This is a genomic window from Aerococcaceae bacterium DSM 111021, assembly GCA_020112395.1.
In the GTDB taxonomy this organism is placed as follows: Bacteria; Bacillota; Bacilli; order Lactobacillales; family Aerococcaceae; genus Ruoffia.
In genome coordinates, this window is sequence record JACCEK010000001.1 from 416,434 (window position 1) to 430,058 (window position 13,625).

Below are 13,625 nucleotides of genomic sequence, written 5' to 3' on the forward strand. Positions count from 1 at the left end.
CCCCTATTATTTTTTCTTTTTATAAATGGGTTTTCTTTGCTCAATTCGCTCTACTATTTGTACATAATTATTATAACGACTTTCTGCAATCACACCATTTTCAACTTCATTCTTAACATTACAACCCGGTTCATTTAAATGCAAGCAAGAGCGAAATTTACAGGCCTCCCCTGCTTGTGTTATCTCTGGAAAATAGAATCTTAAATCTGATTTTTCAATATCCGGGAAATCAATTGCACTGAATCCTGGTGTATCGGCTAAAAATCCATTGTTGAATGGGTATAATGTAACTTCTCTTGTCGTATGTTTCCCTCGATTTAGTGCTTCACTTATAATGCCTGTCTCAATATTAGCTTCAGGTAATAATAAGTTTAGCAAAGTTGATTTCCCAACTCCGGATTGACCCATTATTACGTACAAGCCATTTTCTATAAGATTTTTGATTTTCTCTATGTCTGAATCATCGTTATTTAAAGTAACAACTGTATACCCAGCTGGTGAGTAAACTTTTTTTATATTGTTAACTTTTTCATCTGCTTTTTCTTGCCCCAAAGCTTCAACTAATAAATCATATTTCGATAATAGAATTATCGGCTCGATATGATTAGACTCAATCGATACAAGGAAATAATCTAATAAATTATACGAAAAATCTGGTTCCACTAAGGACGTTACAATCATAGAATAATCTACATTTGAAATGCTCGGTCTAACTAACTCATTTTCTCTTGGTAATATTTCAATGAGACGACTTTCAGATTGACTATCATTTACGTCAATTTCAATGATTACTTCGTCACCCACTAATGGTTTTTCATTTTTGTGTCTGAACAAGCCTTTTGGTTTTGTTGCAAAGCTTTTATTCTCTGACCAGACATAATAAAACCCACTAATTGATTGATATATAACACCTTTTTTCTTTTGCATAAAACCCTCCTTTTAAAAAAAGGTTAAATCCTCCAGTAAGAAAGATTTAACCTTGAAACAACTACTGTGGTATAACATTATTGCTTTCTTCATATACCTCACCATTCCTTAGTATACGATATTGACCCGTACCATTAGAGGAAATATATAAAGTTAATTCGATTAACTGTGACTTAGTAATCTCAAATTCTTCAGCCACATCAGTAATATTATTGTTCTCATCACCAATAAATACTTGGATAGTATTAGGTAAAGGTGTTTCCTGCTCTTCATCATTGTCTTCATAAGTTGGTAAGTATTCAATGTAAACTGGAGTCAAAGATGAATATATCTCTTCTTCCTCTTGCCCCATCGAAACAACAACTGAAATGACATCTCCAGGATACAATGACGTACCGCTTTCCGGAGATTGACTAATGACTTGCCCTTCGGGAATAAACTCACTGTATTCATATCCAATGTCTACAGTTAAACCATACCCATCGGCAAAAGACTGAACCATATCTAAAGATAAGTTATAGAAGTCTTGCATCGTACTTGATTCTGAATAACTTCCTACAGTCATAGTAATTGGCGTTTCTCCTGGAACAACTCGTGTACCTGGCTCAAGACTTTGTGCCATTATTGTACCGGTTTGTGACGCATCATTTGTAAACAAATCTTGCCGTTCAACAATAAACCCGGCTTCTATGAGCATTTGGCGTATCGGTTCATAGTTTTGACCAACATAATCACTAATTTGAACTTGTTCTACGCCACTACTAACTACTAAATTCACTGATGAATTTCTTTCAATTCTTTCACCAGTTTCAGGATCTGTTCCAATGACATTACCTTGTATCACAGTGTCATGCCAATTATTAATAACATTTTCAACCGCTATATTTTCTTCTTGAAGAAGCTCAATTGCTTCAGCTTGAGATAAATCCTCAACATCTGGAACTGTTACATAACGAATTGTTTGATTATATAGTGCATATGCACCAAATGCTAATAAAAGCACTATTAAGACAATAGATACTTGCGTAATCAGTTTTCGAAGACGCTTAGGTCTAGATATCGGTGGCAATTCATCGTATTGAAGAATTTCATCATCTTGAAAATCTTCCTTAACCTCAACACTCGATAACGTCTGACTCGCAGTGCTAATAGGCTTAATAGGAGTCATTATTAATGTATCTTCAATATCAGTTTCTGGATCGAATCGTTGTTCGTTCATTCGATTAACACTTAGACTTGTGCTCAAATCATTTAACATTTCTTGGACTGAACTATAACGGTGTTCTAATGATTTCGCTGTAGCTCTCATTACAACATTTTCTAAACTTTGTGGAACGTAATCCAAGTGTTCTTTAACACGCGGAAATTCTTCCTGAAAATGTTTTAATGCGACGGAAACTGCTGACTCACCGTCATATGGTACTTCTCCTGTTATTAGCTCGTACAAAACAACACCTAGGGCATAGATATCAGATTTAACTGTTGCACTACCGCCTCTTGCTTGTTCTGGTGACAGATAATGAACTGAGCCTAGCAATGTATTCGTTTGGGTTAATGATGTATCTGATAACACAACCGCTATACCAAAGTCAGTAATTTTCACTTCATTATTTTCAGTTATTAATATATTTTGTGGTTTGATATCACGGTGAATGATGTTATGTCTATGAGCTATATCAATCGCTGATAGAATTTGTGACATAATGTTTACTGCCAATTCCAATGATACAGGTGATTTCTCACGGATAAATGTTTTTAAATCATTTCCTTTAACATATTCCATAACAATGTATTGTTGCCCTTCTTCTTCGTCTACATCGTAAACTTCAACAACATTGTGATGTAATAATTGACTTGCTGCCATTGCTTCACGTTGAAATCGTCGAATTGCATCTTGATTATCTTGGAAGTCAAACCGTAAAACTTTTACAGCGACATCTCTATCCAATATTAAGTCTCTGGCTAAATAGACATTCGCCATTCCACCAGAACCAACGAGTTGATTGATGATATAGCGACCGGATAGTTTAGAGTTAATATCTATCATGCCATCTCACCATCCTCAATACTTAACGAAGCTACATCGCCGACAATAATAATCGTTATATTATCTCGACCACCTGCTTCATTTGCAGCATTGATTAATGATACAGCTAGTTGCTCAACATCTTCGGATTGTTGGAAAAAACCTACAATTTCTTGGTGACTAACCATATTAGTCAATCCATCTGAACAAAGCATAAGATTTTCCACTTCTTCAAGTGGTAATTCTAACAACTCATAACCTACATCTGGTGTCACTCCGATTGATTGAGTAACAACATTACGTTGAGGATGAAGATTCCCTTCTTCTTCCGTTATCTCACCAGATCGGATTAATTCATTCACTAAAGAGTGATCTTCTGTTTTTTGAATTAATTCCCCGTCATTGAAGACATAAGCACGACTATCCCCAACGTGCGCAATTAAGACAAATTCATTTGTAATTAATGAAACAACTAACGTTGTTCCCATACCTTCAAGCTGTCTATTTTTTAATGATTCTTCATATAGATAAGTATTAACATCTTCAATAGCCTGTCCAATCCATTGAGATGCATCTTCTTTTGTTAACTCTTTAGTGAGTAGTTTAAATTGCTCACCTAAATATTTTGTCGTAAGTTCACTAGCGACTTCACCTGCTTGATGACCGCCAACTCCATCACATAAGACAAATAAATATTGATTATAATCTGATTTATAATAGTCAGCATAATCTTGATTTGACTTACGTTGTTTACCTACGCTCGAATGGAGCGATATTTGCATCGTTTCACCTCTTTTTTTCTTGCACTAATCAACATCTTCTGTGTCTTTTTTAACTAAACGAGAGATAAAAAATCCATCAGTTTGAAATTGTTGTGGCCATACTCGAATATTACCTTCATCAGTTATCAAATCAGCATTTACATTATCATGTTCAGTTGTAATAGGGCTCTGCATGAAATTGTTATGTGTTTCTAAAAAAGAGTTTACAATTTCTTCATTTTCCTCATAAGACATTGTACAAGTACTGTAAATGATTTTTCCACCTGGTTTTAATAATGTAGATACATGATTAATTAAATCTGTTTGTATTTGTGATAAATCTTTTACGTCTTGGTAGGTCTTATCATATTTAATTTCTGGTTTACGTCTCATTAGACCTAACCCAGAGCACGGTGCATCTAAGTAAATCGTGTCATATAATTGACCATCAGATGCTTCATGTTTTTTTGCATCTTCTACTTTCAATGTGACTCTTTCAGATAGGCCTAAACGTTCCATATGTTCGTTGACTCGCTTTATTTTGGGTTCTGAAAGATCTAATGCAGTCAGATGACCCGTCTCTAATAACGTAGCAATATGCGTGGCTTTTCCTCCAGGTGCAGAACATGCATCTAGAATTTTTTCATCCCCACTTATATGCCCTAGTGGCGCTACTAACATAGATGATTCATCTTGTATTGTAAGCCAACCTTCTTTAAAAGCAGTGGAATGAATTAAATTACCATTAACAGATCTAATTCCAACTGTTGAAATTTCACTTTCTAGAGTGTCGAATCCTTCACTATAAAGTGATTCCATAACTTCTTTTCTAGACTTTTTGTTTGTATTTACTCTTGCAGACACAAATGGAACTTGTTGTAAACTCTCTAATAGTTCATTCACTTCTTGAGCTGTTTGATGCTTTAAGAAGTAATCTACAATCCATGGACTTATACTGTATTTTACACTTAATCGTTCTGTTTTATTCTCAATATCATCAATATCTAAACGTTCTGTTCTAGTAAATCGGCGTAATATCGCATTAACAAAGTTCCCAACTCCACCATGGCCGTTAGTTTTAGCAATTTGAACTGCCTCATTAACTACAGCATGACTCGGGATCCGGTCTAAGTATACCAATTGATATACAGATGCTCTTAATAGAGTCAATACCCAGTCATCAAGTTTTTTACCTGATACATAAGGAGCTAAATAATAATCAATCGTTAATTTATTTTGAATAACCCCGTATACAATTTGTACGACTAATCGATTGTCACGTTCATCCAAAGGAGTATTTTTTAAAAAATCGTCTATCGCTACATTTGAAAATTCATTTTGATTTTCAATTTTATCGAGTAGAACGAGTGAGTGCCAACGTAAATTTTTTATTAATTGTTTTTTACTTCGTTGTTTAATTTTCAAAGACTCGTTCCTCCTATCATTTTTTATTTTCGAATACGCTATCTATTATATCCTCTGGCTTATTTCCATTCAACCATTGTTCAATTGAAAGTCGTTTTTTTCCACTTTCTTGCCATTCATTTATTCCATAATATGTTTCATTGCCACATTGAACAATAATCATATTATTCTCGACTGCTACTACTTTACCAATCTCAACCGTATTACCTAGGTAGTTTACAGGCTTCCCACCCCAAATCTTAACGCGATTTCCGTCTAAGATTGTATAAGTTGAGGGGAATGGTCTAAACGCCCGGACGTGATTATCAACTTCTTGAGCAGTAAGACTCCAATCAATTTGTTCTTGTTCTTTACTAATTGTTGGTGAGAATACAACTTCTTCCTCGACCTGAGGTGTTGCTTGAATGGTACCGTCAAATAATGCTGGTAGTGTCTCTAATAGTAATTCTTTCCCTATAACTGCTAGGGACTCAAACAACCCACCTACATCATCTGTGGCTTTAATTTCAATTGCATGTTGAGATAGAATATCTCCAGCATCCATCTTCTTAGTCATATAAATAATTGAAATTCCTGTCTCTTTATCTCCATTCCAAATAGCGTAATGGATTGGTGCACCACCACGGTATTTGGGTAATAAAGACGCATGGACATTAATCGCACCATATTTAGGTGCTTCAATTAAATCAACAGGTACAAATTGACCATATGCCGCTGTAATAATCAAATCAGCATTTAATGCTTTCAACTCTTCAACTTCTACTGACCCTCTTATTTTTTCAGGTTGGAAGACTTTTATGTCATGTTCAAGCGCTAATTCTTTCACAGGCGTTGGCTTTAAAACTTTTTTACGCCCGACAGGCCTGTCTGGTTGCGTAACAACTGCAACAACCTCAAGGTCTGGATTTTTAACTAATCCGTCTAGTACTTCGACGGCAAAGTTGGGTGTTCCCATAAATATAATTTTATGCATTTAAATATCCTTTCTAACTAAAGTACTGTGGTTCGTGATCAATATTCACATATACACCTTGTGTCGCTTTGTGCTGTGTGTCATTTAATATATCGTCTAATTGCTTTTGAATCGTTGTTTTATCTTTATATTTTATAAGTAAATTAAAATAGTAATAATTATTAATTTTAGCGATATTATTGCGGTTTGGCCCAATAATATACAATTGTTCCTTCTTTTCAAGGACAGGGTTATATAATTTTGCTTTTAAATCATATGCCATCTGGCTTGCTTTCCCTTGATGCTTACTCGACACTGTCACCAAAGTAGTAAAATAATATGGTGGGTAATTTGTCAAATGTCGTCTTTTCATCTCAAAACGGAAAAAATTCTCATAATCATGGGTTTGAGCAAATTGAATGACATAATGTTCCGGATTGTATGTTTGTATCACAACTTCCCCAGCCAATCGCCCTCGTCCTGTCCGCCCGCTTACTTGAGTTAATAATTGGAATGTTCTTTCACTCGCTCTAAAATCAGGTAGATTCAGCGCTGTATCAGCATTAATAACTCCAACTAGGGTTACATTTTCAAAATCTAGCCCTTTTGCAATCATTTGAGTTCCAAGAAGAATATTCGATCGTCCTGAAGAAAACTCGGCTAACAACTTTTGATGCTGACCTTTTCTTCGTGTTGTGTCATTATCCATTCGAGTAACTCTTGCTTCGGGGAAAATCTCTTCCAAGGTTTCAGCAACTTTTTGAGTACCGATACCGTGTGTTCGAATATGAGCAGATTGACAACTTGGACAATTAGATGGTAAGGGTTCATAATAATCACAATAGTGGCATTTCATTTGATTATCGAATTTATGATACGTTAATGAAATGTCACATCGAGGACATTGCATAATAAATCCACATTCACGGCAAAGTAAGTATGATGCATAACCCCGTCGGTTTTGTAACAGAACAATTTGTTCATTTTTGTCCAAACGATCTTGTATTTTCTCAATAAGCTCGGGAGATAATTCATTTGCCGTTGCTCTCAATGTGACCTGAGTCATATCAATAATTTCCACTGGTGGCATTGGCTTCTGATTGACTCTTGTCTCTAAGTGTATCAAATGATAATTTCCAACTTGAGCTCGTGCTCGACTCTCTAACGAAGGTGTGGCACTACCAAGAATTAGTGGGGCGTTGTGATACTTGCTACGCCAAATAGCTACGTCTCTAGCATGGTAACGGGGATTATCGGATTGTTTATATGTTGTTTCATGTTCTTCATCTATGATGATGATTCCAATATTTTCTATGGGCGCAAAAATAGACGATCTAGCACCTACAACAATTTTTGCCTCACCTTTAATAATACGTTGCCATTCATCATATTTTTCGGTTATCGATAAACCAGAATGTAAAACTGCAACTCCTGTTTGAAACCGACTTACAACTCGCTCCACCATTTGTGGTGTTAATGAAATTTCTGGAACAAGCAATAAAGCAGACTTCCCATGTTTTAAAGCTCTATCCATTAACTGTAAGTATATCTCCGTTTTCCCACTTCCTGTAACACCTTCGATTAGATATGTATCAGGTTTTCTAGCATCCACACTTTTACTAATCACATCATAAGCATTTTGTTGCTCAGGTAATAGTATTTTTGACTTACTTGCTTGAAAGTCTAAATCTTTTAGTGGATCACGGTATACAACTTCTTCTTGTGTTGTTATCCATTCTTTTTCAATTGCTGATCTTATTGTTGCATTTGAAAGTTGTAATTCATTCATTAACACACTTTTTTCAATACTTTCTATAGCATCATGATTTATAAAGTATTCTAAAATAGCTTTTTGTTTAAAACTTCTTTTATTGATAGTTTCTAATGTTTTAATAAATTCATCTTTATTCAAATTTGGTTTAATCATTGTTTTTGTCTTTTGAGTTGTTTGATCTATCACTCTATAATCAATTGATATAATATTATCTTTTTTCAATTGACTGATAACATTCGGTGAAACTCTATCTTCTAAATCTTTTCGATCGATTGTGGCTTGATTCTGATACCAATCTCCCACTCTCTCTTTAAACTGGGCTGGATCGTGTATTATTGTAACTGCGTTATATTTCGCCTTTAGCAAACTCGGTAACATAGCTTGCAGCACTGATATTCTGAAACATTGAAGATAGTTGGCTAAGTAATCACTTAGTTCTATCAATTCATCATTTAAGAATACATCATAATCCATGATGGCGTGAATGGGTTTGAGTTTGCCGTTGAACTCTGTGTCTTGAACGATATCTACTACAAACCCAGTTCGCTTCATATTACCGAAAGGTACTTGAACTCGGCTACCTAGTTTGATTGCTGATTCCCAGTCTAACGGAACCGCATAATCAAATGAGCGATTCACCTGTTTAGCAGGTATATCAACAACTACTTTCACTATCATTCTTTCCCCTCCTTGAAATAATTTGTTTCTTATGACAAAAAACTACCATGAAAGTATTATAAATTCTTTCATAGTAGCTTCGATTTTATTGTTCTTTGATTTGTAAGTCGCCAGAAACAACTTCTTCTAACGCTCTTCCTACTGGTTTGATAGCTTCATATGAATCTAACATCTCATGTTTATGTAATTGCATTTCATGTGCTCGTTTACTAGCTAAGATGATTAAGCTATATTTTGATGGTACTTGTTCGACTAATTTATCAACTGACGGATATAACATCATAATTGATTACTCCCCTTTTTGAAAATAATTATGTATTTGTAATTTAATTTGATCTACTACTCTAGAAACTTTTAAATGCTCACTTTGTATTATACCATTTACTTTGTTGACTGCACAATCGACTTCGTCATTAACAACTACATAGTCGTAATGTTTCATCATATCAATCTCTTCACGAGCTTTTTGCATACGTTCATAAATAATTTCTTGATTATCAGTACCGCGACCTGTGATTCTAGATTCTAATTCATTCAGATTTGGTGGAGCTAGAAAAATAAATATACCATCGGGCATTCTTTCTCTAACTTTCATCGCTCCTTGAACTTCAATCTCTAAAAAAACATCGTAGCCTTTAGACAAGTTATCCTCGATAGCTCGGATAGGCGTTCCATAATAATTCCCAACATATTCTGCATGTTCAAGCAATGCATCTTCTTCTATTAATTCCTCAAACTCCTCACGTGAGGTAAAGTAATAATCGACACCATCTACTTCACCTGGTCTCATTTGGCGAGTCGTAGCTGATACTGAATATACATAATTATATATATTGTTCTTAAAAATTGCAGCCCTTACTGTTCCTTTTCCTACTCCGGACGGGCCAGATAATACAATTAATAAACCTCTTGTGTCACTCATATTTACCTCCAAAATAAAACTCTATATGTCTATAAGTACCATCATAACATATCTTGATAATTCTTGAAATAAAATCAAGATATTTCATCAGTTTCTTTTATTGTTCTAATTCTGCTTGTAATTGATCTTGTAACGTTGATAGAGTATCACTATCTAGAACTTCGTAATTTACACCATCAATTTCCTCAGCGTTACCTTTTAATTGAATCGCCTCAACATCTGTAATGATGTGACGATAATCCATAGCAATGGTTTGAATATCTTTAAACGAAAGATTCGTTAATACATTACCGTTTAAACTTCCTAGTAATTTAGGAATACTTGTTATTGAATTAATCTGACTTAATTGAGGCACAATTGAACTTACTACTTGTCTAGCTCTATCTTGTCTTTGAGTTGATTGAATCGCTTCATCTATATCGCCGATATAAGCTAATGCCATTTCTCCATCCATTGTATATGTTTGACCTTCAACGAAACTATAGCCATTTTGATCGAATGTGGCAGTTGAAGTAACCGTTACCTCACCCAATGCATTAATAATATCAGAGATACCATTTAAGTTAACCGTCAACGTGTAATCAATAGGTACTTGAAGTAACTCTTGAGTAGTATTAACCGCTGTAGATATTCCTCCTAGTTCATACGCTTTACTAATTTTGTTTTCCGAATCTTGTCCCGAAATCTCTGTTAATAAATTACCTGGAATATTCGTCATGACCATACTTTCTTTTTCTGGATTAACAGTAGCAACTATCATGATATCTGATTGCCCTTCTTCTATACTACCTTCTGTTTCTGGTTCGACACCAAGAATCAAAATCGAAAACGGTTCATTATTTTGAATTCTACTTACATCAGATTCTAGCTCATCACGTAAATTCACTTGTTCTTCTGGTCTACTTTGTTGAATAACATCTACGGTGCTCGTAACATTATTATAGAAATATGCTGCAATTCCACCTATAACTAGCAATAAGACAATTATTATGATAAAGAATATTAAACAACCTCTTTTTCTTTTCTTAGGTTTTCTTCTTTTTTGATGGATGTTCCGACGAGACTTGTTGTTTTTGCTCATAAATTAACCTCTCACTCTTCATTCTTGTTTATCTATTGTATTACTTTAGTCTTTTTATTTCAAACTCTATTAAAATTAAACTATTTTTTGCATCTTATAAAATAACATTGACAAAAAGAACATTTGTTCGTATACTATTAACACAAACACTTGTTCGTCAAAAGGAGTGACATTAATGGAATTACCTATTAAACCAAATTCTAACCTTTCATATACAGTTCAACGCTTCTTCAAACCTTTTACACACAATCAACTTAATAAAGATAAACGCATTATTATGCCTTTATATGAAGTAGAGAAGCTATTACATCAACATTATGTAACGTTAGAACCAATTGAAATTACGTTTGAATACTACACTAATAATCATAATATCGAACAAAAAACGATTTTAGCTATAGTTGTATCAACTGTACAGCATAACCGTCGCATTGCAATTAGCGAATTGAACTCAAAGCGATCTTACTTATTATCCTTAGAACAAATTCTAACAGCGTCTGCCAACGCTATTTAGAAACAATAGACCACCAAATGATTGCACAATCCCCGCAACCATTTGGTGGTCTTGTTCTTTTTAATTCATTGTAATAAAAATGTGCTGGTGATATAAAATCACCAACACAAAAAATATTAATTAATCATTCAATAAAGATGATGTTTCCTTACGTGACAAATACTTAGTTCGTTTAGGAATAATTAACTTTGGATTTGCTCGTGCCATAATAACAATAACCACAGCAATAACTAACCAAATTACCGCTAAACTTAACCAGAATTCCCATCCACTAATCTGTAGTAAGGGAATCTCGTTTAAAGCTAAAGGTGATAACCAAAATCTTATAACCATAAAGCCAACTGTCGATAACAATGAGCCCGTAAAGATATTTAAGTACATTGATGAATATCTTCGGTTGTTAAGTGTTTTTTGAGTGTATTTGGCGAATAACCCAGCAAAGGCAACTGAAAGTAGCGGCAACACTTCTTCAAGTATGATTGCTAACCAATTCGTCATTCCCTGCCTTGTAAAACCAATTATTAACCCAGCAAGTAAAGCAGATAAAATTGCTGTTGGTGAGCCAAAACGGTAAGCTAGCCAAACTAATGGCAACATGGCTATCCCTATATAATCGCCTGGTACGAATGAGCTAACATATTGTGATGCAACTGCTAAGATTAAGCTAAGAACAATTGCAAATAAACTATCCATAAGAATACTTCTTGTACGCTGATTCATTCTATACCTCCCTATTTTTCTTCTTTATTAGGTTGATAATTAGAAGCTTCCATAATTATCGGTAATACAACTGGACGACGTTGAGTTTCTTTGTACAAGTATTTACCAATTTTTTCTCGAAGATCACCCTTCAGTTCACTCCAATCAAAATTTTCACCTTTTAGATGATCATCTAAAATATCAAGTGTCATATCAGAACACGCTTCGATCAAATCGATACTAGTCTTCATATAAACAAACCCACGTGATGTTATTTGTGGACCAACTAGTACACGACCTAACCGTCGTGATATCGTAGCTACGACTACAAAAATACCATCTTCACTTAAAATACGACGATCTCGTAAGACTACATTACCGATATCTCCAACACCAATACCATCGACTAGAACATTTCCAGCAGGTACTTGTGCAGTCATTGTCATCTTGCCATTGTTATATTCAATAACATCCCCAATATAAGGAAGGAAAATTTGATTTTGCTCATAACCAACTTCATTAGCTAAACTCGCATGAGCCGCTAACATTCTTGATTCCCCATTAACTGGAATAATATATTTAGGTTTAATGAAGTTCATCATCATCTTTAAGTCTGTTTGACTCGCATGACCAGATGTTTTAAAGTTGTCCGTTACTGTTTTTACAGTTCCACCAGCTTTATAAATCATATCTTTTGTTTTAGCAATAACTGTCTCCATTGCTGTCGATGGAGTAGTCGCTAAGTAAACTAAATCATCTTCTTTAATATTAATTAATGAATGACGATTAGTTGCCATTAACTGAACGTTTTTAATCGGTTCTCCAACATCCCCTGTTTCTAATACAATGATTTCATTGTCAGGTGTATTACTTAAGTCTTTGACTTGACCAATAACATCTTTACTTGGAATTTCAATTTTGTTTAATTGAATCGCGATGTCTACAATCTTATACAATTGGTCGTCAGCTAAGAAAATAGTTCTTCCAGAATCTTTGGCTGCATAAAGCAGCTGTTGGATTCGAGCAATATTACTTCCAATTGAAGCAACAATCACTCGACCATTCTCATTGCGGAAAACTTCGGTCATATCTGCTGTAATCTTTTTATCACTCACTGATTGGATAGGGTTTTCTGCATCAGCAGAGTCGCTTAGTAAAGCTAAAACGCCTGCTTCTCCAATATCAGTTAGTCGTCCATAATTAGTACTATATTGCTCTGATGAACTTGGATCAAACTTGAAATCACCTGTATAAACAATTGATCCTTCATCTGTTGAAACTACAATACCAAGTGAACCAGGAATAGTATGTGTTGTTCTGAAAAAGCTTACTGTTGCATCTTCAAATTCTATCTCTACATCTTCATCAATTTTGAAAAAATTCTCAATGTGTTGATGTAATCCTTGAGCTTTGGCTGATATAGTAGCTAACTCAATTGTTAATTCCGTTCCGAATACTGGCGCATTTATCTTGTCTAATAAATATGGCAATGCACCCATTGCATCATCATGACCATGCGTTAGGAAAATCCCTACGATTTGATCTTTCTTTTCTATTAAATATGTAAAGTCTGGAATTACTGCGTCGATACCAAGTAATTCTTCTTCTGGAAAGACTAGTCCGCAATCCAGCACAAAGATTGACTCGTTTACTTCTACGACGTAAAGATTTTTACCTTCTTCACGCACCCCACCTAGCGGGATTATTTTTATTGTACTCATTTGACACCTCTTTATTAAATTAATTTCATTTTGTTAATATACTTAACATATTATATCACAGATACGAATAAAATAAAAAATTGCTTTCATTATATTGTAAAAAGAAATATGGTTGTGTATCTTTACACTTCCTTGCTCAATATTT

The 13,625-nt window shown here is 34.5% G+C and carries 12 protein-coding genes; 1 reads left to right on the top strand and 11 read right to left on the bottom strand.

Going from position 1 to position 13,625, the window contains the following annotated elements; translation table 11 throughout:
- Positions 1 to 6: 6 nt before the first annotated feature.
- The 9 genes from rsgA to HYQ40_02025 form a co-directional block, all read right to left on the bottom strand.
- Positions 7 to 927 (bottom strand): ribosome small subunit-dependent GTPase A, encoded by a 921-nt coding sequence (gene rsgA / locus HYQ40_01985; protein ID MBZ6526530.1) that lies wholly within the window; start codon positions 925 to 927, stop codon positions 7 to 9.
- Between the two features lie 61 nt (positions 928 to 988).
- Positions 989 to 2,974 (bottom strand): Stk1 family PASTA domain-containing Ser/Thr kinase, encoded by a 1,986-nt coding sequence (gene pknB, locus HYQ40_01990; GenBank protein ID MBZ6526531.1) that lies wholly within the window; start codon positions 2,972 to 2,974, stop codon positions 989 to 991.
- Positions 2,971 to 3,735 (bottom strand): Stp1/IreP family PP2C-type Ser/Thr phosphatase, encoded by a 765-nt coding sequence (locus HYQ40_01995; protein MBZ6526532.1) that lies wholly within the window; start codon positions 3,733 to 3,735, stop codon positions 2,971 to 2,973. The genes pknB and HYQ40_01995 overlap by 4 nt, the downstream gene beginning before the upstream one ends.
- Positions 3,736 to 3,759: 24 nt before the next feature.
- Positions 3,760 to 5,139 carry a 16S rRNA (cytosine(967)-C(5))-methyltransferase RsmB gene (gene rsmB, locus HYQ40_02000; protein MBZ6526533.1) on the bottom strand — a complete coding sequence of 460 codons (1,380 nt, stop codon included), beginning with the start codon at positions 5,137 to 5,139 and terminating at the stop codon, positions 3,760 to 3,762.
- A gap of 16 nt (positions 5,140 to 5,155) precedes the next feature.
- On the bottom strand, positions 5,156 to 6,112 hold the full coding sequence (locus HYQ40_02005) for a methionyl-tRNA formyltransferase (protein ID MBZ6526534.1): 957 nt from the start codon (positions 6,110 to 6,112) through the stop codon (positions 5,156 to 5,158).
- A gap of 13 nt (positions 6,113 to 6,125) precedes the next feature.
- Positions 6,126 to 8,543, bottom strand: a complete 2,418-nt coding sequence (gene priA / locus HYQ40_02010; GenBank protein MBZ6526535.1) for a primosomal protein N' — start codon at positions 8,541 to 8,543, stop codon at positions 6,126 to 6,128.
- An 85-nt stretch (positions 8,544 to 8,628) separates the two neighbouring features.
- Positions 8,629 to 8,826: a DNA-directed RNA polymerase subunit omega gene (locus tag HYQ40_02015; protein MBZ6526536.1), complete on the bottom strand. Its 198-nt coding sequence runs from the start codon at positions 8,824 to 8,826 to the stop codon at positions 8,629 to 8,631.
- A gap of 6 nt (positions 8,827 to 8,832) precedes the next feature.
- Positions 8,833 to 9,465, bottom strand: a complete 633-nt coding sequence (gmk, locus tag HYQ40_02020; GenBank protein ID MBZ6526537.1) for a guanylate kinase — start codon at positions 9,463 to 9,465, stop codon at positions 8,833 to 8,835.
- Positions 9,466 to 9,562: 97 nt separating this feature from the next.
- Complete coding sequence (locus HYQ40_02025; protein MBZ6526538.1) at positions 9,563 to 10,546, bottom strand: LCP family protein; 984 nt, start codon at positions 10,544 to 10,546, stop codon at positions 9,563 to 9,565.
- A gap of 175 nt (positions 10,547 to 10,721) precedes the next feature.
- Between HYQ40_02025 and HYQ40_02030 the strand changes: the two genes are divergently transcribed.
- The gene (locus HYQ40_02030) at positions 10,722 to 11,060 is read left to right on the top strand and encodes a hypothetical protein (GenBank protein ID MBZ6526539.1); all 339 of its coding nucleotides are present in this window, start codon (positions 10,722 to 10,724) and stop codon (positions 11,058 to 11,060) included.
- A gap of 120 nt (positions 11,061 to 11,180) precedes the next feature.
- Here the strand turns inward: HYQ40_02030 and HYQ40_02035 are convergent, their stop codons facing one another.
- Together HYQ40_02035 and HYQ40_02040 are read right to left on the bottom strand one after the other, a co-directional pair.
- Positions 11,181 to 11,780 carry an energy-coupled thiamine transporter ThiT gene (locus HYQ40_02035; GenBank protein MBZ6526540.1) on the bottom strand — a complete coding sequence of 200 codons (600 nt, stop codon included), beginning with the start codon at positions 11,778 to 11,780 and terminating at the stop codon, positions 11,181 to 11,183.
- An 11-nt stretch (positions 11,781 to 11,791) separates the two neighbouring features.
- Positions 11,792 to 13,480, bottom strand: a complete 1,689-nt coding sequence (locus tag HYQ40_02040; protein ID MBZ6526541.1) for a ribonuclease J — start codon at positions 13,478 to 13,480, stop codon at positions 11,792 to 11,794.
- Between the last annotated feature and the right edge of the window lie 145 nt (positions 13,481 to 13,625).